This window comes from Arcobacter thermotolerans (genome assembly GCF_983172305.1).
Genome location: NZ_CFAFZJ010000013.1, coordinates 1 through 20,637, shown reverse-complemented (window position 1 = coordinate 20,637; position 20,637 = coordinate 1). Strand labels below are relative to the sequence as shown.

The following is a 20,637-nucleotide window of genomic DNA, read 5'->3' as shown; positions in this document are numbered from 1 at the left end:
AAAATTTATCAAAAAAAGCTAGAAATTCTAGCTTTTTTGTTATTTAGTTAAAAACTATATTTCAAGTTTACATATCCATATCGACCTGGGTCATTAAATAGAATTTGTTCACCACCAACTTCAACATATCTAATATCTTGATAAGTATTTGTTGAGTTATAAACTTTATCAAATAGATTATCAACTCCTAAAGTTAATTCAAAATGTTTAAATAACTCTTGAGTATATTTTAAATTTGTAACAGCATATCCAGCAATTTCTTGCTCTTTTGCACTATCATCAAATTTACTCCATCTATCAACTGCTACAACTTCTGCTTTAAATTTAGATTTTTCATATTCATAACTTAGACCTAAATTTGCTTTTAAAGGTGGAATTTCAGCTAAATCTTTGTCTGTAAAAACTCCATCTTTTTTACCTCTTTGGTAAGCAACTCCATAATCAAATGCAAAATTATCTGTAAAGTAGTAGTGCCCACTTATATCAAAACCATAAATTTTTGCATCAATATTTTGAAATTGTGTTCGATTAGTTCCAATTGTACTATTATATATATAATCTTTTAGAACTGAGTAGAAAACTTTTGGTTTGATATAAAAATTACCAATAGTTTTCTCAATTCCTAAATCTATCTCATAATTTTTTGTTTGATCTAAATTTGGATTTGAAGCAGAGGCATTTATCGCAGCTGATTCAGTTCCACCCATTCCTAACTGATATAACTCTCTTGCATCTGGAACTCTTGAAGATTTACCAATACCTGCAAAAACTTTACTTTGTTCATCAAAATTATAAGCAGTAAAAATATATCCATTTAAGCTATTATATTTTTTATCATCTACATTTGGTCTTTGAGTATCTATATTTGTATTATCATATCTAATACCTGCTTCTAAATCGAAGTTTCCAATAGATTTTTCAACCTTTGTAAAAATTGCTTTGTTTTTAGTATCTGTATCATACATACGATTATTATATGGCATTGAAGTTATGGCTCCAGTTGCTACTGTGGTGCTATGCATAGAGCCTCTCCAGTTTCTAACACTTGTATCAAGTCCAACCGTTACTAAACTATCGGCAACTTCTAAAGAGTTTTTAACAGTTGTACCCCATATTGAAGTTTTTAGATGGTTTGTATTGTATGTTGTTTGTCCACCATTTCTCTCTTTTGTACTCATAGGATGATCTACTTTAGAGTAATAATAATCTAAATCTAGCTGTTTTGAAAAAGCCCCCAAATCTCTTATTGTATATCCCAAAGTATAAATATCACTATCATCCCAATCAGCATCCATAGGACCAGCTGGATACAAAATACCATCACTTCTATTTGCAGTGTAAGATAGTCTTAAATCCTGATCATCTGTAATATTAAATTGAAGTTTTGTTAAAACACTCTTTTTTTCAAAGGCATCAATATTTCCATCTTTATATTGGTCTTTAACTTGAAGCCCTTTTTTTATTTGTTGTTCTAAAAAGTTATCACCATTTCCATCTTTATATGCTTTACTCTCTTCATTTGAAGCAGAGATTAAGGCTTTAACTTTATCATTTCCACCTTCAATTGTTGCACTTGCTTTTTTATAGTTAAAACTTCCTGCATTTAAATTCAACTCACCATGAAATCCCTCTTTTGGATCTTTTGTTTCAACTTTTACAAGACCACTTAAAGTTCCAAAATTTTCAACATCATAAGGACCTTCAATAATCTTTACACTTTTAATATTATTTGTAACCACATGAGAAGTTGGTGGATCCATTCTATTTGGACAAGCTCCATATATTTTTGCATTATCTATTAAGATATTAATATTGTCTTTTTTTTGTCCTCTTAAAATAATATCATTTGCAATTCCATTTCTTCTTACAACTGATATATTAGCAGAGTTTTTAGTTAAAGCTTCAGCTAAATCAGCACTTTTTAGCTCTTCACTATTTATATCTTTTATAAGTTTTGAGTTAGATTTTTCTACTATAGTTATCTCGTTTAAAGTTGTTGCTTCATTTGCATTTAAAGCTGTAGCAACTACAAATGATAGCATAGTAATTTTTTTTACATTCATAATTTTTCCCTTTTTTAAAATTTTAGAAGTATTGCAAAGATGTGTTAATTTTTTATTAATTATTTATAAATTTTGCAAAGCTTTGATATAATCGTATTTAATTACAAATTATTTAGAAAAAAAGGTTTAAAATGCAGATTATTATTACGATTTCACTTTTACTTATAATTGCTACAGTTATTATTTATAAAGTAAATGATAAATTTGAAAAAAGAGAGTTTATTATATTGCTATCAACTATATTTTTATTAACAATTGCTTTTTTATATTATGAAAATAAACAGGATAATTATTTGCCAAATATGTTTATTAAAAAATATGAGCAAGAATACAAAACTACAATTAAAAGTTTAGATTATGAGCTTTTAAACAATAAAGTTGTAAGTAGTAAAGATAAATTTGTATATAAATTTATCTTTACAGTTTTAAAAGAAGATAAAGAGTTTTTATGTACTTTAAATAATGTTGAAATTAATAAAATAAAAGATGAGTATATTTTTGTAAACTTTGATGGCTTAAAAGAGGAGTGCTTTAAAAAGTGAAAAAAGCAACAAAAGATGATATAAATATTATAAAAGAAGCATTTATAGAGCATTATAGTGATGCTGTTACTGAGCTTAATTATAAAAATGATTATGAACTTTTAATTGCTATCATTTTATCAGCTCAATGTACAGATAAAAGAGTAAATATAATAACTCCAGCTTTGTTTGAAAAATATCCAACTGTTTTTGACTTAAGTTGCGCAAATCTTGATGATGTAAAAAAACTTATAAACTCTTGTTCATTTTTTAATAATAAAGCACAAAATATTATTAAGATGGCAAGAAGTGTTGTTGAGAATTATAATGGAAATATTCCGCATGATCAAAAAGAGCTTATGAAACTTGCAGGTGTAGGAAATAAAACTGCAAATGTTTTTATGATTGAGTATAAGCAGGAAAATCTTATGGCTGTTGATACACATGTTTTTAGAGTTTCTCATCGATTGGGACTTAGTGATGCAAAAAATGTAGAAAAAACTGAAGCTGATTTGGTAAAAAAACTAAAGGGTCATGATTTACATATTTTTCATCAAGCTATGGTTTTGTTTGGAAGATATATTTGTAAGGCAATTAAACCAGAGTGTGATAAATGTTATTTCCCACAAGTTTGCAAAACAAAAAGTAGTTTTAAACCTAGTTAAATTTTAATATCTAAATATATTTTGCAAAACTTTGATACACTTCGCCTTATGAATAAAGAAGATTTTTTTATAAAACAGATATCAAATAGTAAATACAATGGTGATGATGGAGCATTTATAAATGGGTATGTTTACTCAATGGATGCTTTTTTTGAAAATGTGCACTTCAAAAAAGAGTGGATAGATAAAAAAATTATTAGCTTAAAGCAAATAGCTTATAAATCAATGCTTGTAAATATTTCAGATGCAATAGCAATGAATGCAAAACCAAAATATGCACTTATTTCAATAGCAATTCCAAAAAGTTATACGAATGAAAATTTAAAAGAGCTTTCAAGTGGTTTTAAAAAAGCTGCACGAGATTTTAATTTTGAAATTATTGGTGGAGATACTATTGAAAATTCAAAGTTAGATATTAGTATAACAATAGTTTCAAAGACAAAAAATCCTATTTTTAGAAATGGTGTAAAAGAGGGTGATTATCTTTGTTATACTGGTAAACTAGGGGAGAGTAAAAGAGATTTAGATGCTCTTTTATCTGGAAAAAAGATAAAGAAATCTTCAAAATTTATAAAACCAAATTTAAGAGCAGATTTCTTTTATGAAGCCGCAAAATATGTAAATACTGCTATGGATATTTCAGATGGTCTTTTTTTGGATTTAGAAAAACTTTCAAACTCTTCAAATATTGGATTTGAGTTTTTTAAAGAGATAAAAGAGGAAGTTGGAATTTCAGGTGAAGAGTATGAGATACTTTTTTCTTGTAATCAAAAAAATTTAAAAAAGATAGAAAATATTGCAAAAAAATATGAAATAAAATTAAATATTTTTGCAAAAGCAGTAAGAGGAAGCTATAAAAGTAGTTTTTCCAACCATCATTTTAAAGATTAAAAAAGATACAAAACTTAATAAAAGGATAATAATTGAAACCACAAAGATTTCTAAATCACTCACAAATTGATGTATATTTTAAACAAAGCAAAGATGATTTTGTAGTAAATGAAGTACCACTTTATGAGTTTAGTAATGAGGGTGAACACCTTATTTTAAAACTTAGAAAAAAAGATTTAGCTACTTGGGATGCTATTGAAATTTTAGCAAATTATCTAAAATGTAGTACTAGAGAGTTTGGATATGCTGGCTTAAAAGATAAAAATGCAATGACTGTTCAACATATTTCTGTGCATAGAAAATATGAAGATGCTTTGAAAAGTTTTAATCATGAAAATATTAAAATTCTTGAAACAACTTATCACAACAATAAGATAAAAATAGGGCATTTAAAAGGAAATAATTTTTTTATAAGATTAAAAAGAGTTGGACTTGTTGAAAAACAAAAAATAGAAGAGGCATTTTCAAAAATTGCAGTTTTTGGAATGCCAAATTATTTTGGCTTTCAAAGATTTGGAATAGATGGTGAGAATTATAAAAAAGGGAAGCAGATTGTTGAAGGAACTCTAAAAGAGAGAAATAGAAATTTAAAGCAGATGTTTATTAATGCTTATCAAAGCTATCTTTTTAATTCATGGTTATCAAAAAGAATAGAAATATCAAAGTTAATTGAAGCTTTTGAGCCAAAAGAGATTTTTGAAAAGCTAAATCTTCCACTTGATGAGGTAAAAAGAGCAAAAAAACAAGCACACCCTTTGAAGATTTTTACAGGAGATTTATTAAGTCATTATCCATTTGGGAAGATTTTTATAATAGATGATTTAGAAACTGAAAGTCAAAAATTCTTTGAAAAAGATAGAGTGCCAACAGGTCTTTTATGTGGAAAAAGAGTAAAAAAATCTGAAGGTCTTGCATATGGGATTGAAAAAGATTTTGAAGTACAAATGAGTGAAGATGGAGCTAGAAGATTTGCTTTTGTTTTTCCAGAAAATTTACAAAGCAATTATAAAGAGGATAAAAATCATATGGAACTAAGTTTTTATCTTCCTAAAGGTTCATATGCAACTGAGTTAATCGCGGAGATTTTACACTAATTTTTTAAGTGCTTTTTTGCTAGTATCTATTTTAGACTACACAAGGGGATAAGAAATGAGATACGAAGAACTAATAACTGAGTTATGCGAAGTTATCAAAGAGACAGAAAAAGATGCAGAAGGAATTTTTGATAATACTGATGAAATTTCTAAAATTATAGATAATATTAAAATTCCTGTTCATAAAAGAGAGAAGCTAAAAGATTTATTATCAAATATTTACGGTCTTTTACAAAGACAAGATTTGCATAGACAAAAAATAGAGAGAGTTGTAAATTTTGTTTGTGATAAAAATGATATAGATAAGGCTCAATATAACTTAGCACCAAGTGCAAAAACGATAGATGCTACAGAAGATTCTTTAAGTGAAGATGAATTAGCAGCTTTAATACAGAGTATGCAAAATAACTAAAAAAGCTTAAGCTTTTTTAGTTTTACTATCTTTTTTATTAAACTTCATATCATCTAAACTTTTAAATATTTCAGTTGTACATTTTTCAACTGCACTTGCTTTTGTGTTTAAAATCTCTGGTTTATCACCATTTGAATTTGATATTACCAAATCTTGAAGATTTTTATAAAATGTTGTATCTAATAATTTTATATTTTCTAAAAGGTTTTTATCAGAGATTTTACTTACATTATCATTTGAATTTAGCCAATCTTTTATAGAGTTATCATCAACAACATTAAAGTTTTTATAATCTCCTAATTTTGAGTAAACTTCATCTTTTTTCTTTAAAAGATTTGTTTTAAGTAAAGCAGTATCATATACTAAATCAACATTATCAACTTTATCTAAACTATCTTTTATAAATGATGTTCTTGAAGAAGCAGTTACTAAATAGTTTGATGTATAAGCAATAGAAGTTGCCATATTAGATATTTGCTCTGCTACTTGTGCATTTTTTTGTGTTGAAGCATCTAAAGAGTTAATTGCATCATTTATTTGTAAAATACCACTCTCTTGCTCTTTTGAAGCAGTTGCAACATTTTCTATGGTTACTAAAGTATTTGAAATACTATTATTTAACTCAGAGTAACCATCTATCATATTAGTTGCTATGCTTTTTCCATTATTTGCTTTTTCACTTGCTTTTTCAACTATATCTTTTATCTCTTTTGCAGCTTGCGCACTTCTATTTGCTAGATTTCTAACCTCTTGAGCAACAACTGCAAATCCTTTTCCAGCTTCTCCAGCAGTTGCAGCTTCAACAGCAGCATTTAGACTTAGAATATTTGTTTGGAATGCTATTTGGTCTATTACTTCAATAGCTTCATTTATAGAGCTAACTTCTTTATTTATATCATCCATAGATTTAGCCGTTTGATTAGCTAATTCTTGACCTTTTTGTGCTGAAATACTAAGCTCATGTGCAAGTTTTGACATTTTTATTGTTGATTGAGTGTTAGCTTGAATTGTTGCTGTTATCTCTTCAAGTGCAGCTGCAGTCTCTTCAAGACTAGCAGCTTGTTTGCTAGAAGAACTTTTAAGCTCCAAAGAGGTGTCTGAAAGTGTTTGAGTACTATCTTTTAAGCTATTTCCAGTATTCATAACAATAGCTAAAAGTTCTGATGTATTATTTCCTACTAGATTTATTCCACTAGCAAGTGAACCTAAATTTCCAAAAATAGCATCATCTTTTAAAACATAATCATATTTTGATTCAGCATATTGTCTTAGCGCTTCATTTATATTATCAAGAGTATCTTTTGTTTTTTCAATCATAACATTTAGTTTATTTTTCAAATCTTCAACATGATGATTTGAAGCTGTATTGTGAACTTTATATACAAAAAATCCATTTGCAGTTTTTTCTATTACATCATTTGCTTCATCAATTACTATCTCATCTTGCTTTAACCCATCTCTTACTTTATCCATATAAGAGTTGAAAAGCGTTGCTACATCTCCTATTTCATCATTTGATTTTACTTTCAAAGTAATATTTGTATCATTTGAATGAAGTAGATTGCTAAACCCTTCTTTTAATATCTCTATAGAGTTTGTAGCTTTTTTTACAATAAAAAATATTAGAATAATTGTAAGTAATCCTAAAACAGCTGATGTAAAAGATATCTCTGCTAAAAGTGATTGAATTCTTTTATCTGTCTCTTCAAGAGAAAAAGTAAGGTCCATAACACCAATTACATCTCCTACATTTTGGTTTGCATGACAAGCCATACACTCAGGTGTAGCAATCATTGGTTTTATCATTCTTATAGTATGACCATTTTCGTCATTTTTTTGAATGATTTGATTCTCTTTTGATTCAAAACTTTTTAATATTTGAGGGTCATCTGTAAATGGTGTATCAACAGAGTATAGCTCCATCAACTCTTTACTTTTTGCTACTGTTAGATTTTTTACACCTTTTATCTCTCTTGCTTCATCTTCTGCTTTTTGTATAAGTGCTGGATCTCCAGTGTTCATTGTATTTCTTAAGGTTTGAAATATGGATGCATTTAACATCTCTAAACTATCTTTTGCATTTGCTATCGAGTCTTTTGTTACTTTGGTTGTTGTAGAGTAAACTATAATCGAACTGCTAATAAACATTAGTAAAAATAGTGCAAATATAATTTTGCTGCTAATCTTTTTTGTTATAAAATCAAGCATATTAGAACCCTTATTTTTTAAGTGGAATTATTATATACTTTAAAATATTTAAAAAGTATTAAATAAGAGTTTAGTTTTCTAAATTAAGCACTCTTTATAAAAATTATAATAAAAAATAAAGTGAGAACGCTGTGATAGTAGGATTAGTTGGTAGAGTTGTTAAAAAAGAACCAACATCACTTCAACTAAATGTTGGTGGTGTTATATATGAAGTTTTTGTATCTTTAAATTGTAGTTCAAAAATTATTTCAGATGAAATAACTCTTGAAATAACAGAGATAATAAGAGAAGATGCACATAATCTATATGGTTTTTTAGATAGTAATGAGAAGAAATTATTTGATACAGTTATAAAAATAAATGGAGTTGGTCCAAAAGTAGCACTTGCTATTTGTTCAACTTTTACTCCTAGCTCATTTGCACAAATTGTCACTTCAAATGATGTAAATATGCTAAAAAGAGTTCCTGGAATTGGACCAAAAGGTGCAAGTAGAATTTTAGTTGAGCTTAGTGGGTTTATTGTAGATGGAGCAAGTAGTGATGAATCTACAAATATAAATATTGAAGCTTCTTTGGCTCTTGAGAGTTTAGGATTTAAAAAAGATATTGTAACAACAATTTTAAAATCTTGTACAAGCACAACTACAGCTGAGTTAGTTCGTGAAGCACTTAGAAAATTACAAAAATAGATAAAGGGAAATAATTATGAAAATAGCAATATTTTTTGGTGGTTTGAGTTTTGAGCATGAGATATCAATAGTGAGTTCTATTGCTATGAAAGATGTTTTACAAGATGATTTAATATATTTTTATGTTGACTCAAAAAGAGATATTTATGAAATTCCAACAAATAAGATAAATTCAAAACTTTTTAGTAGTGGTGAGTATAAAAAATTTGATAAAGTTTATTTAAAAAAAGGTGGTTTTTATAAAATTTCTGGATTATTTAAAAAAGAGCAAAATATAGATTTTGATGTAGTTTTAAATCTATCTCATGGAGGAGATGGAGAAGATGGTATTTTATCATCTGTTTTGGATTTTTATAATATTCCTTTTATAGCTCCAAGAACTGAAGCTTGTGTTGTAAGCTCTAATAAGTTCATCACAAAAGGTTATGCAAAAAGTGTTGGTGTGAATGTATTGGATTATAAATATTTTACAAAGAAAGATAGTGTAAAAGTTGATATGTTTCCAGTTATTTTAAAACCAGTTAAACTAGGAAGTTCTATAGGTGTTTCTATTGTTAAAAATCAAGAAGAGCTATCTTATGCCTTAGATGTTGCTTTTGAATTTGATGATGCTATTATAATTGAGCCATTTATTAGTGGAGTTAAAGAGTATAATTTAGCTGGAACAAAAGTAAATGGAGAGTTTATATTTTCAATTATTGAAGAGCCTCAAAAAGCTGAATTCTTAGATTTTGACAAAAAATATTTAGATTTTTCAAGAACTTCAAAAGCAAAAGAGGTTGATTTGGGTGATAAATTAAATTTAGAGATTAAAGAGAGTTTCAAAAATTTATACAATACACTTTTTGAAGGTTCAATTATAAGATGTGATTTTTTTATAATAGATGATAAAGTTTATTTAAATGAAATCAACTCAATTCCAGGTTCGATGGCAAACTATCTGTTTTCTGATTTCCAAGATTTATTTACAAAAGTTGCTTCAAATCTTCCAACTAAAAAAGATATACCTATAAATTTTGAGTATGTAAATAAAATCCAATTTGCAAAAGGAAAATAGATTTGGCTATTAAAAATGTCATAGTTGATGGTAAAAATTTTGATTTATCTTATGAGATAATTAATCCTACAAAAAAAGAAGATATTTTGTTTTTACATGGTTGGGGTTCAAATAAAGATATTATGAAAAGTGCATTTTCTTCTTATTTGCAAGATTATAGACATATTTATCTTGATATGTCAGGATTTGGTAAAAGTTCTAACAACTACGTTTTGACTACAAATGATTACTCAAAGATTACAAAAGAGTTTTTAAAATCTATAAATTCAAATTGTGAATTTATTTTTGGTCACTCTTTTGGTGGGAAAGTAGCTACCTTATTAAATCCAAAAAATTTAGTTTTGCTAAGTAGTGCAGGAATTTTGGAAGAGAAGCCAATAAAGGTAAAAATAAAAATATTTTTTGCAAAACTTTTAAATAAATTAGGTTTAAAAAATTTTACAAAAGTTTTTAGAAGTAAAGATGTTGATAAAATGAGTGAAAATATGTATTCAACTTTTAAAAATGTAGTAGATGAAGATTTCTCTTCATATTTTTCAAATTTTCAAAACAATGCTTTTATTTTTTGGGGAGAAGATGATAGTGCTACATCTTTAAAATCTGGAGAAAAGATAGCAAGTTTAATCAAAAAATCAATTTTTACTTCATATAGTGGTGACCACTATTTTTTCTTAAAAAATGCAAAAAATATATGTGAAAGAGTAGAAAATGGAATATCTTAGTATAGTTACTAAAATTGTTTTAGTTTTAAGTTTGGGTTGGTATTTGATTACTAACTTACAGTGGTATAACTATAAAATAAGTAGAGTTATATTTAAACACCATAAATGGCAGTGGCATTTAACATTTTTTATCTCTCCAATAGTTCTATTTTTTATAATTCCTAGCCCATATTTTGATATATACTTTTTTGTTTTATATTTTGTAAGTTTTATTTTATGGAATAGAAAACTTGATAGAAGTTTAGTGCTTACAAGCAGAGTAAAAAGATTTTTGACTATTTTACTAATAACTATTTTTGTTCAAATTTCATTATGTTTAGATGATGATTTTTGTTCAAAAGTAACTCTTTTTTTAACTCTTATTGTGACTTTAATTCTTTCAAATATTATAGAAAAAATACTTTTTTTACTATTTAAAAGTAGAGCAAAAAAACGATTATTTGAAAATAAAGATTTAAAAATTGTTGCAATTACAGCATCTTATGGAAAAACATCTATAAAAAACTTTTTACACCATGTTTTAAAAAATCATTTTAAAACATATAAAACACCAAGAAGTGTAAATACTATTGTAGGTCTTGTTCTTGATGTAAATAGAGATTTACCAAAAGATACACAAATATATATAGCAGAAGCAGGGGCAAGAGTAAAAGGTGATATAAAAACAATAGCAAACTTTTTGGAGCCACAAATTGCTGTTGTTGGAAGTGTTGGAGAGCAACATATTGAGTATTTTAAGACTTTAGAAAATATTAAAAATACAAAAAAAGAGCTTTTACTATCTCCTAGATTACAAAAAGCATTTGTTCATAGTAGTGCAAATGTAGTTCCTAGTGAAAAGATAGAGGAGTTTCCAAATAATCTTCATATAGTAAAAAGTAATCTTGATGGTCTTTGGTTTGACATGGAGTTAAATGGAAAAGTTGAACACTTTTATGCACCAATTTTAGGAAGTTTTAATGCAATAAACTTAGCAGCAGTTGTTTTAGTAGCAACTCATTTAGGAATGAGTGTTTTAGAGATAAATGAAGCTTTAACAACTTTACCACAAGTAGAACACAGACTTCAAAAAATTGAAGCAAACGGAAAAATTATAATAGATGACTCTTTTAATGGAAATCTTGAAGGAATGTTAGAAGCTATTAATATCTCTTCAAACTATAATGGAAGAAAAGTGATAATCACTCCAGGGCTTGTAGAATCTACAGATAGTGCAAATATTCTTTTGGCAAAAGAGATAGATAAAGTTTTTGATTTTGTAATAATAACTGGAACTTTAAATGCAAATATTTTAAAAGCGAATATAAATGAAGATAAAGTTTTTGTTTTAAAAGATAAGACAATGCTTGAAACAACTTTAGCAAGAACTACGAAAAGTGGTGATTTAATACTGTTTGCAAATGATGCACCAAATTTTATATAGGGTAAAAAATGGAACATATTTATGCACCTTGGCGATATAACTATGTAACCGATGAAAAGGTAAAAGGGTGTGTTTTTTGTCATATTAGTGAAAACTTAGAAGATGAAAAATTACAAGTGATATTTAGTGATGAATATTGTTATGTAGTTATGAATAAGTTTCCATATAGTCCAGGGCATATTATGGTTATTCCATATTTTCATACTTGTAATGTTGAAGATTTAGATGAAACTATTTGGTTAAAAATGAGTATCAGGGTACAGCAAGCAGTTAAGCTTTTAAAAGAAGTTATGCCATGTGAAGGTGTAAATATTGGGATGAATTTAGGAAAAGCAGCTGGTGCTGGAGTAGAGCAGCATATACACTACCATTTAGTTCCAAGATGGATTGGAGATACAAATTTTATTACAACAATAGCTCAAACAAGAGTTTATCCAGCTTCATTTGAAGAGATTTATAAAAAGTTAAAAGATAATACAAAAAAGTATTTTTTCTGAGATAAATTTTAAGTAATTTCTTATTTTCTTTTTATATAATTTTTTTATGGAAATATCAAATAATAACCTCTATTCTTTTAATATAGATTATTTTTCAAGAGCGAAAGCTCAAAAAGAGTCTCAATCAAATGAGCAAAAAGTAGAACCAGATACTAATGCTGTTGAAAAAAATGAATCTTCTACAAAATCTAAATATGAAGAAAATCAAGAGAAAAAAGAAAATCCTACAAAACTAACTAGTGATGAAGAAGCAGAAGTTTTTAAACTTAAAGCTATAGATTCAAAAATAAAAGCACATGAAATGGCACATAAAAGTGGTCCAGCTGCAAGTGGTGGAGCAACATATAGTTATACAAAAGGTCCTGATGGTTTAATGTATGCAATAGCTGGAGAAGTTCCTGTTGAGATAAAAACAGGAGATACTCCACAAGAGACAATATCAAATATGCATGATGTTATTGCAACAGCATTAGCTCCTTCAGATCCTAGTCCACAGGATTTGTCTATTGCTTCTAAGGCTAGAGTTATTATGATGAAAGCTCAACAAGAGTTTACAAAAGAGATACATGAGCAAATAACTAACTCAAATGAATATACAAAAAATGCAAAAAGCGAGTATGAAAAAAATAGTAATATTCAATCTTTAGATAAGAACTCTAATATTAAATTTTAGTACTTACAAGTACTTATTTTATGTATATTAAATACAAGTTTATTGTTTTCATCACTTATCTTTTAATCTTTAGTTTTTAAACTTTTTACTTCTGTATCAGCGATTGTTTTAAATATTTAGCAATATTATTATGGTACAAATTCCATTTTAATTTTGTACCGCAAAAATTTTTTCCTATAAGTGAATTTAATGGAATTCTATGGAACAGAATGGAACAAACAAAATACTATAAAAAGGGAGTTTTGAAACGTTTTGAGATGTTATGATAAGTAGTGAAATTAATAGCTGGTGGGTCGTGAAGGACTCGAACCTTCGACCACTCGGTTATGAGCCGAATTTGAAAAGATTTTCTAACTTTTTCAAAGATTAACAAACTTCTTCAAAGTATCGATAAAATAGAGCTTTATAAATAATTTTAGATTAAAAAAGATTTATTAACTTTAATAAACTTTTACATATCTTGTATTAAAAATGTATTAAAAATTTTATAATTGATTTGGTACAATTCATATTATTAAATATAAGGTATAAATTTATGGCATTAAAAAAAGCAAGTAGTAAATATCCAGGTATTTTTATAAATGAATATAAAAATGGAAATGTTGCTTATTATATAAATTATAGGAATGAAGAAGGAACTCCTACTTTAAAAAAAGTTGGGATGAAAACAAAACAGTCAAACTATACAATTATGGATGCATATGATAGGTTGATAGAAGTAAAGCATAAGATAGCAACTGGAGAGGAGTTACCAAAGGTAGTACAAAGAAAATCTAAAGTTCTTTTTGAAGATATATTTGAAGATTATCTAAATTGGGCTAAAGCAAATAAAAAAACTTGGAAACATAATGATTTACTAGTTTATAATAAACATTTATCATTTTTAGGAAAGAGTGATCCTCGAACACTCAAACCAAAAGATTTTGAAGAATTAAAACAAAAAAAGCTTACAGAAGTTGATAAAAAAACTGGAAGAGTACTTGCTCCAAAAACTGTACAGCATATATTAGCAACTGCAAGGCATATATTTAACCATGCTATTAAAAATGAATTAATAAAAAATCTTACGAATCCAATTGGTTCAGGTAGAGTAAGAATGCCAAAAGTTGAAAATCAAAAAATAGGATTTTTTACAAAAGAAAAAGCACAGGAATTACTTGAACTTTTACAACAAAGAGAAAATCAAAGATTATATGAACTAACGACATTATTATTATTTACTGGAGCTAGATTTAGTGAAGTTGCAAGATTAACTTGGTCAGATATAAATTTTAATACAAATTTAATTTATTTTGCATCATCAAAAGATGGAAATGCAAGATATATTAAAATGAGTAATAGGGTTTTAGAAGTAGTTAATTCGCTTTATAAAAATAAAATAAATAATCTTGTAATACCCACAATAAATGGAAATAAATATGAAAAAATGCCTAAAGAGTGGCAAATTGAAGTTGATAAGTTAATACCAGGAAATGACAATGCTAATAAAGATAGACTAACAACACATAGTTTAAGACATACCCATGCTTCTTGGTTGGCTCAATCGGGAGTAGATATCTTACATATAAAAGAGCAGTTAGGGCATAAGAAGATAGAAACGACAATGCGATATAGTCATCTCATAGATGATAGACGGCATCAAGCTACTGAGAGATTGAATTTTTAAAGAATACCTCTATTAACAAAACGATACAATAGACCTGGCTCTTCCCAGCGTCTATAAAAAGCCATCATCAATTTCATTTTTTCGTTTCTTAATAGAATATTTTCTCGATGTTTAATTTTAATTTGAGTACGATATTTAAGCACATTAAATAAGTTGTCTAAATGGATAAGTAAAGGTTTTAAATCAAAATGTATATGTATCCGTTTCGTATGATAAGATAGAAATATTAATTTAATGAACATGTCAATATCAAGCCTTTTGATGCAATCGAAAAAATATATATCTAAATTAAATGATTTTGAAAAAATTTCTTCCAGATTGGTAGAATCTATTTTTTTTAAAAATTTAATGTACGAATCAATCGGAATATAGTTATCAATTTTAAGTTCATTAATGATTGAATATTTGATATTATTTTTATCTATTTTTTCTATCTTGAGATTAATTAAAAAATAAATTATTGGGTCTTTTATATTTAAATCACTTAAATTTAAACCTGATAATAAATTACCAATATCCAATGGGTTATTTTTTTCATCAAAGAATTTCTGATTTTCACATAAATCATTTATAAAATTATATAAATTATGATTAATAAATGTTTGATTTTCAGTTTGAAATTTTTTGTTTTGTATCCAATAATCAAGATCATCTATATTTTTAAATATAGTTTCAAATAGTTTAATTATATTTTCTCTTTTTCCAGTTTGCCAATGATAATAACTAGATGGTTTTATACCTAAAATTTCGCATAATTTTTCCTTGTAGCTCTTTTCGTTATATGTTTTTTTATGGGAATCAGAGTATGAATAAGGTAGTTCCCAAAATAAATTAAAAAATAATATATCTTCTTTTGTTTTAAATACATCATTAACTATCTCAATAATGTGTGGGTGCTTATCTTTTTGCCAAGTATAATAACTTCTTTGAGATAAACCTAAAAAATTTAATAATTCTTTTCTCATTTTTTTTTACCTTATTTTTATATTATGGGACAAAACTTGTCCCAAAAGCATAATATACTTCTTGTATTTTAAGATTATACCTTAAGTATAGCTAAAATTATATAAAAATGATGAAATATATTAAATATTAGTCTAATAATGATATCTATACAATTACATCACAAAAGATTAACAATAATTAATTTTTTTAAATTTTTTCAAAAAAAGAAAGGATATGAAAATGGATAAATTTGAATTTTATTTAAACAAGATAGAGACAAAATTTCCAAAGAAATCAAAATTAAATTCACGGCAATATTGTGAAATAAAAGGTATTTGTAGTAGTACATTTAATGAAATTATTAAAAAAAATGAATTAGATAAATTACCTACATTCAAATTTAAAGAAATAATCAGAAGAAATGGTATACCTTACCGTACTTATGGTTTCGATATTTACGATGTTGCACAGTTCTTATCAAAATAATAGGAACAAATATGTATCAAAAAAATAAAATAGGATTAGCTGATTTTACAACCATAAAGCATAATCCAAGAGTTAAATATGACTTATCCAATAATGACTATTGTATTGCAAGTGCAATATTTACATTAAGTCATAATCCAGACTCAATATTCCCTGGTTGGTATTATGGTAAAGCTGAAACTTTGGGATTAAAGTTTGATTTTTCAAGAGCAACAACTTATCGAAGTATAGAAAAACTAATAGAAAAAGAATTACTTGAAAAAAATCCTGATACAAATTTTTTAAGAACAACAAAATTATGGTGGGATGAATTTGAGTCTCTAAGACTCGTAAAAAAAGACGATTGATATGGTAGTCTCAAATTGAGACAACTATCTCAAAATGAGATTTATTCAGTCTCAAAATGAGACAAAACCCGTCTCAAAATGAGACACATATAACTATATAGATAACTATATCCTATAAAGAAGAAGAGGAAGAAGAAATATGATAGCTGAAAATCAAAAAGTAGAACTCTTTGATGAGTTTTATAATTGGCTAGTAGCTGATGGATTAAAAGCAAAAAAATCTGAAAGATTACATCGTAAAAAAATATTTGCATCTTTAATGGCAAATAAAGAGATGACACTAGATAACTTTAGAGATTTTTTAGCCTATAAAAAAGAAGATGAGAAAAGAGCTTTTATTAGAAGAATTGAAAATCTTGAATGTGAACAAATCTTTTATCTTGATTGTTACAGATATATTTCAAAAATTGAAATATTTGAACATTTAGAAGAATTCAAACTTACAACTTCATCATTTGAAACTGGGAAAGAGATAAATCATATTATCACTTGCAAATTTAAACAATTACAAGAGATAGAAAAATTAATTAAAAAAGAGGTGCTGCAATGAATTTAAAAGCTTGTGAGATAATCACAAAACTTAATCAAGAGTCACAAAATCAAAAATTGAGGCTCTTTGCAAAAGTTGATTTTGAAATTAAATTGAAAATTCTCACTTCTCAAAAGCAACTGTTTCACAAACTAAAAAATAATAATAGTGATGTTGATAATAATATTTTGACGCTATCTGCACTTATTTTAGCTATAGATTCAGTTGTAAAAGAGCTAGATGATGTAAATTTCAATGCAATAAAACTTAGGGGTAAAAAGAATACAAATAAAAGCAAAAGAGAAAAATTGCTTTCGTATTGGGCAATCGTAAGAACCCTAAAATTAGAAAAAAATATGAGTTTTAGAGATATAGCCATCTATTTTGGGAAATATCATAGGTTTAAAATTTATTATTCTACTATCTATAAAGTATGGAATGAGCTTGAAAATAACATATAAAGTAAGAAAAATGACTAGAGGTGGTTTACACAGTTTTACAGTCCCGCCTCATGCATTTCTAGCATAAAATTTATTTTTTCATAAATTTCTTCAGCTTCTTTATCATTTAATTGATTATTATCAATTGTTTTTAATATAGTTTGAAGTTCTTCTAAAAAATATTCCATATCTTTTTTTGCTTCTAAATCATCTTCACTTGAGCTATTATTTTTTATCATTTCATCTAACTCATTTAAAAAAGTTTTAGATTCTGGAATCATTATCTTTTCAATAATATCTTTTAATTTCATTTGTATAGTAATCAAATATTGTCCTTATTTTTAAAGTTTCGTATTGTACAAAGTAACTCTTATAAAAAGTACTTATATCACTTATATTTAGTTTATATAAAATATTTAAAAATTATGAAGTTACAATTTTTTTGTATAAATTATAGCTGAACATAAACATGGAGGCTTTCCACAAGCTGTACAATCAAAGTTGAATTTAAGACTATCTTCTTTCCAGAACTCTTCAATTATAAACTCTTCTTTGAATCCTTCTTTTATAGCTAATTTTTTAATATTAACTTGGTCTTTGTTTATCCAGCCAGCCATTATTGCAAATCCTATTTTATGTTCTCTTAATTTAGAAATTGTATCTTTAAGCAGTAAAGTTCCAATACCATAACCTGAATAATCTTCATTAACAGCAATTGAGTCAATATATCCTATTTTTAGAAATTCTTCATCTAATTGTAATTTTTTATCTCTTATAATTTTTTTTAAATAATCTAAATCTATAAACTTTGTAGTTGCATAAGCAACTATTTTTTCATCTATTTTTGCACATAAATTTATATCATTGTCCAATATGTCTTCATTAACAAATGAACTTCCTAATGCTTTAGAAGCTATTTGTGAAACTTCACATAACATAGATTTATCCATTTTAACTATATGTATATTTTTATTATCTATTTTATTTGTATTAATATTTTTCATTCTAATTGTCTTATTAGGAATTTTTTAACCTAAAGCTTATTTTTTCAAACTTCTTTCATGATCATACTTACCAATAGCTAATATTGTTCCTAAAACTAAAACTGTAATTGTAATTACTTCTAACACTTTTTAATCCTTATTTTGATTTGTTGAATTTTGTTTTCTTTGTTTCATCTCTTCTAATAATAGTTGAACGACTTGTTTTTTTACTTTATCATATTTTATAGATTGACTATAATGCTTTAAAAAAGGCTCTACCCACGTTGGAACTTGTATTATTTTACCATTAGCCATACAACCCCAATTATTTAATGTTGAGTAAGGTACGTGTGCAATCTCTGCAAAATCTTTTTGTGTAAGATTTAATTCCTTTAATCTAACACAAAATTCTTCTTTTGTCATTTATTATTCTCTTTATATACTAATTTAGAGCATATTATAGCATTAAATTAACTATTTTAGCTTGTAGGTATTGCTTTAATACCTAATTTAGATTATAATACAACTATTAAATTCCTATTTTGGATAAGTAAATCACAAGGAGAATCTATGGAGAATCAAGAATATTTAGCAGATGATTGTAAAAAAGATAAAGAACTATTTAATTCTTATGTTAGAGCTTTAATCCTTCCTATTATTTTTCTTATTTTTATAGTAGTAGTTTTTTATGTTGCTCAAGAGGAGAGAAAAGAGATTTATAATGCTTTTATAAATGGAGAAGAAATTATATGTGATAACTTTATTGTTTCTAAAAAACTAGGGTTCAAATTTGATAAAAACAATAAATATAGAGTTAGTGATGATAAAAATTCATTTATTTTATATAACTGTATATCTAAAAAAACAGAGTAAAAAATACAAAAGAAGTAGGGTAATAAAGATGAATCAAAATAGATTAGATAAATACAGTAAAACAAATGAAAAAATAGTTCCTTGGACACTATTTATAATATTTTTAATTTCAATTCCAATTCTATATATACTTTCGATTGAAAAGGTTAGATTTGATATTACAAATGATTTTAATAGTAATAAAACTATTATTTGTAAAGTACATGATATAAAAATAGAAGTCTCAAAAGCTGATGGATGGATAATTGATGATAGTTATAAATTTGTTAAAGGTCCAACAAGACTAATAATTTCTAGATGTGAGACAAAGGAGTAAAAATATGATACCAAGAGGATTTTTCTATAAATATATGTTTTTATTCCTAATATGCTTTTTAAAAGGTAAATTGTTACTATGGGTATTTATTTTTTATATAGCAACTGCATTTTACTATAATTCAAATGATGGAAGAGTTTTAGTAAGCTTTATGGCAATACTTTTCTTTCTTATAGGTATTAAATTTTATTTAGAGGATAATTTTAAAGAAGAGCTTTATAGATATAAAAAATATTTAGTACTAAAAAGAAAAAGAGATAATAAAATTAAAGTTGTAAATAAATAAAATGATTCTTCTATGCAAATAACAGTAATAATATTTTTAACTCTAATTACTCTATTTGAGTTAAAAATTTATAAATCAAATATTAAAAGCTTAAAAAGCTATGTAGGTTATTATAAATTTATCAAAAGTAATAAAAATATAAAATTTAAAAAAGATGAAAAAATATCAATTATAAACTCAAAAAATAAAATAGTAAAAACTAGTTCAAACTCATTTGTAGTTTCAATTGCTATATTGATTTTTATACTCTATTTAAATATAAGTCTTTTAGTAAATATACTTTTAATTTTACTATTTATATTTTCAATATTAAAATATATAAAAATAAAAAAATATGGTAATTATGTTTATAATTACTATAAAAATCAACCTTAAGGATAAAACTTGAAAAATTATATACTCATAATACTATTTTTAATCATTCCATCAATAATACTATTTTTTAGCAATATAAATGACTCAAAGCAAGCAGCTATATTTTTATTTATTGGTGGATTATTTGTAAGCTTTTTAAATTATAAAAAAGATAAAGATGAAAGAGTTATGAAATTTTTAAATAAATGGTTTTAAAGATTATGTTCAAGTGCTTTTATAAAAATATTTAAAATTAGACATAAGTATGTTCATTTTCATATCTAACTTTATTTAAAAAATTCTGTTATATCTTCGTTTAAAACAAATGATATATTTGCTAAATGTTCTAATGAAAAGTGTTGTTTATTATAATAAATTTCAGCTCCAGAGACCGTTAAATATTTCGTGTCAAAGTAATTCTGATAGGAGAAATCCTATCACACCAGAACTTAAATTTTAAGTTCACTATCTAATCTTCCTTCAAAAAATATTGCCAG

General features: G+C 25.9%; 27 protein-coding genes. 21 read left to right on the top strand and 6 right to left on the bottom strand.

The features are described 5' to 3' along the window. Nucleotides 1–47: 47 nt before the first annotated feature. Nucleotides 48–2,063: a TonB-dependent receptor gene (locus AC5LG6_RS09575; RefSeq protein ID WP_498586388.1), complete on the bottom strand. Its 2,016-nt coding sequence runs from the start codon at nt 2,061–2,063 to the stop codon at nt 48–50. Nucleotides 2,064–2,194: 131 nt separating this feature from the next. Between AC5LG6_RS09575 and AC5LG6_RS09570 the strand changes: the two genes are divergently transcribed. Genes AC5LG6_RS09570 through AC5LG6_RS09550 form a run of 5 tightly spaced genes read left to right on the top strand, consistent with a single transcriptional unit; the run spans nt 2,195 to nt 5,646 of the window. Continuing rightward, nucleotides 2,195–2,605: a hypothetical protein gene (locus AC5LG6_RS09570; protein ID WP_260896197.1), complete on the top strand. Its 411-nt coding sequence runs from the start codon at nt 2,195–2,197 to the stop codon at nt 2,603–2,605. Then, nucleotides 2,602–3,249 (top strand): endonuclease III, encoded by a 648-nt coding sequence (gene nth, locus AC5LG6_RS09565; protein ID WP_141047173.1) that lies wholly within the window; start codon nt 2,602–2,604, stop codon nt 3,247–3,249. Before AC5LG6_RS09570 ends, nth begins: the two co-directional genes overlap by 4 nt. Before the next feature lie 48 nt (nt 3,250–3,297). Then, nucleotides 3,298–4,140 carry a thiamine-phosphate kinase gene (locus tag AC5LG6_RS09560; RefSeq protein WP_498586387.1) on the top strand — a complete coding sequence of 281 codons (843 nt, stop codon included), beginning with the start codon at nt 3,298–3,300 and terminating at the stop codon, nt 4,138–4,140. Between the two features lie 32 nt (nt 4,141–4,172). Continuing rightward, a complete protein-coding gene (gene truD / locus AC5LG6_RS09555; RefSeq protein ID WP_498586386.1) occupies nt 4,173–5,234 on the top strand; it encodes a tRNA pseudouridine(13) synthase TruD in 1,062 nt (353 codons plus the stop codon). A gap of 55 nt (nt 5,235–5,289) precedes the next feature. Beyond that, the gene (locus AC5LG6_RS09550) at nt 5,290–5,646 is read left to right on the top strand and encodes a hypothetical protein (RefSeq protein ID WP_066404356.1); all 357 of its coding nucleotides are present in this window, start codon (nt 5,290–5,292) and stop codon (nt 5,644–5,646) included. A gap of 6 nt (nt 5,647–5,652) precedes the next feature. On the opposite strand, the gene AC5LG6_RS09545 is transcribed toward AC5LG6_RS09550, so the two are convergent. Next, the gene (locus AC5LG6_RS09545) at nt 5,653–7,854 is read right to left on the bottom strand and encodes a methyl-accepting chemotaxis protein (RefSeq protein WP_498586385.1); all 2,202 of its coding nucleotides are present in this window, start codon (nt 7,852–7,854) and stop codon (nt 5,653–5,655) included. Nucleotides 7,855–7,985: 131 nt separating this feature from the next. On the opposite strand from AC5LG6_RS09545, the gene ruvA reads away from it, so the two are divergent. The 7 genes from ruvA to AC5LG6_RS09510 all read left to right on the top strand — a co-directional run bounded on the left by ruvA (nt 7,986) and on the right by AC5LG6_RS09510 (nt 14,581). Further along, nucleotides 7,986–8,543: a Holliday junction branch migration protein RuvA gene (ruvA, locus tag AC5LG6_RS09540; protein ID WP_066220242.1), complete on the top strand. Its 558-nt coding sequence runs from the start codon at nt 7,986–7,988 to the stop codon at nt 8,541–8,543. A gap of 16 nt (nt 8,544–8,559) precedes the next feature. Then, nucleotides 8,560–9,600: a D-alanine--D-alanine ligase gene (locus AC5LG6_RS09535; protein WP_498586384.1), complete on the top strand. Its 1,041-nt coding sequence runs from the start codon at nt 8,560–8,562 to the stop codon at nt 9,598–9,600. Between the two features lie 2 nt (nt 9,601–9,602). After that, nucleotides 9,603–10,322 carry an EstV family lipase gene (gene estV, locus AC5LG6_RS09530; RefSeq protein WP_498586383.1) on the top strand — a complete coding sequence of 240 codons (720 nt, stop codon included), beginning with the start codon at nt 9,603–9,605 and terminating at the stop codon, nt 10,320–10,322. Continuing rightward, nucleotides 10,309–11,745 carry a Mur ligase family protein gene (locus tag AC5LG6_RS09525; protein ID WP_434244348.1) on the top strand — a complete coding sequence of 479 codons (1,437 nt, stop codon included), beginning with the start codon at nt 10,309–10,311 and terminating at the stop codon, nt 11,743–11,745. The genes estV and AC5LG6_RS09525 overlap by 14 nt, the downstream gene beginning before the upstream one ends. A gap of 8 nt (nt 11,746–11,753) precedes the next feature. Further along, complete coding sequence (locus AC5LG6_RS09520; protein ID WP_498586382.1) at nt 11,754–12,242, top strand: HIT family protein; 489 nt, start codon at nt 11,754–11,756, stop codon at nt 12,240–12,242. Nucleotides 12,243–12,288: 46 nt separating this feature from the next. After that, a complete protein-coding gene (locus AC5LG6_RS09515; protein WP_260933863.1) occupies nt 12,289–12,915 on the top strand; it encodes a putative metalloprotease CJM1_0395 family protein in 627 nt (208 codons plus the stop codon). A gap of 535 nt (nt 12,916–13,450) precedes the next feature. Further along, a complete protein-coding gene (locus tag AC5LG6_RS09510) occupies nt 13,451–14,581 on the top strand; it encodes a tyrosine-type recombinase/integrase (RefSeq protein ID WP_260937260.1) in 1,131 nt (376 codons plus the stop codon). On the opposite strand, the gene AC5LG6_RS09505 is transcribed toward AC5LG6_RS09510, so the two are convergent. Then, the gene (locus AC5LG6_RS09505) at nt 14,578–15,546 is read right to left on the bottom strand and encodes a hypothetical protein (protein ID WP_260937262.1); all 969 of its coding nucleotides are present in this window, start codon (nt 15,544–15,546) and stop codon (nt 14,578–14,580) included. The genes AC5LG6_RS09510 and AC5LG6_RS09505 overlap by 4 nt on opposite strands. Nucleotides 15,547–15,766: 220 nt before the next feature. Here AC5LG6_RS09505 and AC5LG6_RS09500 point away from each other — a divergent pair, with 220 nt between their 5' ends. The 4 genes from AC5LG6_RS09500 (at nt 15,767) to AC5LG6_RS09485 (ending at nt 17,349) form a co-directional block, all read left to right on the top strand. Then, complete coding sequence (locus tag AC5LG6_RS09500) at nt 15,767–16,012, top strand: hypothetical protein (protein WP_260937265.1); 246 nt, start codon at nt 15,767–15,769, stop codon at nt 16,010–16,012. A gap of 11 nt (nt 16,013–16,023) precedes the next feature. Then, the gene (locus AC5LG6_RS09495; protein ID WP_498586381.1) at nt 16,024–16,359 is read left to right on the top strand and encodes a hypothetical protein; all 336 of its coding nucleotides are present in this window, start codon (nt 16,024–16,026) and stop codon (nt 16,357–16,359) included. A 139-nt stretch (nt 16,360–16,498) separates the two neighbouring features. Continuing rightward, complete coding sequence (locus AC5LG6_RS09490; RefSeq protein ID WP_498586380.1) at nt 16,499–16,909, top strand: hypothetical protein; 411 nt, start codon at nt 16,499–16,501, stop codon at nt 16,907–16,909. Next, nucleotides 16,906–17,349, top strand: coding sequence for a hypothetical protein (locus tag AC5LG6_RS09485; RefSeq protein ID WP_260937271.1), 444 nt, complete (start codon nt 16,906–16,908; stop codon nt 17,347–17,349). The genes AC5LG6_RS09490 and AC5LG6_RS09485 overlap by 4 nt, the downstream gene beginning before the upstream one ends. 35 nt (nt 17,350–17,384) lie before the next feature. On the opposite strand, the gene AC5LG6_RS09480 is transcribed toward AC5LG6_RS09485, so the two are convergent. The 3 genes from AC5LG6_RS09480 to AC5LG6_RS09470 all read right to left on the bottom strand — a co-directional run bounded on the left by AC5LG6_RS09480 (nt 17,385) and on the right by AC5LG6_RS09470 (nt 18,734). Continuing rightward, on the bottom strand, nt 17,385–17,654 hold the full coding sequence (locus AC5LG6_RS09480; RefSeq protein WP_498586379.1) for a hypothetical protein: 270 nt from the start codon (nt 17,652–17,654) through the stop codon (nt 17,385–17,387). Nucleotides 17,655–17,759: 105 nt separating this feature from the next. Continuing rightward, nucleotides 17,760–18,332, bottom strand: coding sequence for a GNAT family N-acetyltransferase (locus tag AC5LG6_RS09475; protein ID WP_498586378.1), 573 nt, complete (start codon nt 18,330–18,332; stop codon nt 17,760–17,762). A gap of 129 nt (nt 18,333–18,461) precedes the next feature. Then, nucleotides 18,462–18,734, bottom strand: coding sequence for a helix-turn-helix domain-containing protein (locus AC5LG6_RS09470; RefSeq protein ID WP_051487492.1), 273 nt, complete (start codon nt 18,732–18,734; stop codon nt 18,462–18,464). Nucleotides 18,735–18,881: 147 nt separating this feature from the next. Between AC5LG6_RS09470 and AC5LG6_RS09465 the strand changes: the two genes are divergently transcribed. The 5 genes from AC5LG6_RS09465 to AC5LG6_RS09445 are packed head-to-tail and all read left to right on the top strand — an operon-like array spanning nt 18,882 to nt 20,356. Further along, nucleotides 18,882–19,184 (top strand): hypothetical protein, encoded by a 303-nt coding sequence (locus AC5LG6_RS09465; RefSeq protein WP_148572144.1) that lies wholly within the window; start codon nt 18,882–18,884, stop codon nt 19,182–19,184. 28 nt (nt 19,185–19,212) lie between these two features. Beyond that, complete coding sequence (locus AC5LG6_RS09460; RefSeq protein ID WP_148572140.1) at nt 19,213–19,500, top strand: hypothetical protein; 288 nt, start codon at nt 19,213–19,215, stop codon at nt 19,498–19,500. A 4-nt stretch (nt 19,501–19,504) separates the two neighbouring features. Next, complete coding sequence (locus tag AC5LG6_RS09455) at nt 19,505–19,786, top strand: hypothetical protein (RefSeq protein WP_260937277.1); 282 nt, start codon at nt 19,505–19,507, stop codon at nt 19,784–19,786. A gap of 12 nt (nt 19,787–19,798) precedes the next feature. Continuing rightward, entirely contained in the window at nt 19,799–20,161 is a 363-nt protein-coding gene (locus AC5LG6_RS09450) for a hypothetical protein (RefSeq protein ID WP_260937281.1), read from the top strand. Nucleotides 20,162–20,170: 9 nt separating this feature from the next. Then, nucleotides 20,171–20,356, top strand: a complete 186-nt coding sequence (locus AC5LG6_RS09445; RefSeq protein ID WP_260937284.1) for a hypothetical protein — start codon at nt 20,171–20,173, stop codon at nt 20,354–20,356. Nucleotides 20,357–20,637: the final 281 nt, after the last annotated feature.

Bases quoted from the DNA above. Each gene is read 5' to 3' on its own strand.
- AC5LG6_RS09465 (WP_148572144.1), top strand. From the start codon at position 18,882: ATGGAGAATCAAGAATATTTAGCAGATGATTGTAAAAAAGATAAAGAA.
- AC5LG6_RS09575 (WP_498586388.1), bottom strand. From the start codon at position 2,063: ATGAATGTAAAAAAAATTACTATGCTATCATTTGTAGTTGCTACAGCT.
- AC5LG6_RS09525 (WP_434244348.1), top strand. From the start codon at position 10,309: ATGGAATATCTTAGTATAGTTACTAAAATTGTTTTAGTTTTAAGTTTG.
- AC5LG6_RS09505 (WP_260937262.1), bottom strand. From the start codon at position 15,546: ATGAGAAAAGAATTATTAAATTTTTTAGGTTTATCTCAAAGAAGTTAT.
- AC5LG6_RS09550 (WP_066404356.1), top strand. From the start codon at position 5,290: ATGAGATACGAAGAACTAATAACTGAGTTATGCGAAGTTATCAAAGAG.
- AC5LG6_RS09460 (WP_148572140.1), top strand. From the start codon at position 19,213: ATGAATCAAAATAGATTAGATAAATACAGTAAAACAAATGAAAAAATA.
- AC5LG6_RS09450 (WP_260937281.1), top strand. From the start codon at position 19,799: ATGCAAATAACAGTAATAATATTTTTAACTCTAATTACTCTATTTGAG.
- AC5LG6_RS09520 (WP_498586382.1), top strand. From the start codon at position 11,754: ATGGAACATATTTATGCACCTTGGCGATATAACTATGTAACCGATGAA.
- AC5LG6_RS09570 (WP_260896197.1), top strand. From the start codon at position 2,195: ATGCAGATTATTATTACGATTTCACTTTTACTTATAATTGCTACAGTT.
- AC5LG6_RS09535 (WP_498586384.1), top strand. From the start codon at position 8,560: ATGAAAATAGCAATATTTTTTGGTGGTTTGAGTTTTGAGCATGAGATA.
- AC5LG6_RS09515 (WP_260933863.1), top strand. From the start codon at position 12,289: ATGGAAATATCAAATAATAACCTCTATTCTTTTAATATAGATTATTTT.
- AC5LG6_RS09455 (WP_260937277.1), top strand. From the start codon at position 19,505: ATGATACCAAGAGGATTTTTCTATAAATATATGTTTTTATTCCTAATA.
- AC5LG6_RS09485 (WP_260937271.1), top strand. From the start codon at position 16,906: ATGAATTTAAAAGCTTGTGAGATAATCACAAAACTTAATCAAGAGTCA.
- AC5LG6_RS09545 (WP_498586385.1), bottom strand. From the start codon at position 7,854: ATGCTTGATTTTATAACAAAAAAGATTAGCAGCAAAATTATATTTGCA.
- AC5LG6_RS09500 (WP_260937265.1), top strand. From the start codon at position 15,767: ATGGATAAATTTGAATTTTATTTAAACAAGATAGAGACAAAATTTCCA.
- AC5LG6_RS09560 (WP_498586387.1), top strand. From the start codon at position 3,298: ATGAATAAAGAAGATTTTTTTATAAAACAGATATCAAATAGTAAATAC.
- AC5LG6_RS09510 (WP_260937260.1), top strand. From the start codon at position 13,451: ATGGCATTAAAAAAAGCAAGTAGTAAATATCCAGGTATTTTTATAAAT.
- AC5LG6_RS09490 (WP_498586380.1), top strand. From the start codon at position 16,499: ATGATAGCTGAAAATCAAAAAGTAGAACTCTTTGATGAGTTTTATAAT.
- AC5LG6_RS09470 (WP_051487492.1), bottom strand. From the start codon at position 18,734: ATGACAAAAGAAGAATTTTGTGTTAGATTAAAGGAATTAAATCTTACA.
- AC5LG6_RS09495 (WP_498586381.1), top strand. From the start codon at position 16,024: ATGTATCAAAAAAATAAAATAGGATTAGCTGATTTTACAACCATAAAG.
- AC5LG6_RS09475 (WP_498586378.1), bottom strand. From the start codon at position 18,332: ATGAAAAATATTAATACAAATAAAATAGATAATAAAAATATACATATA.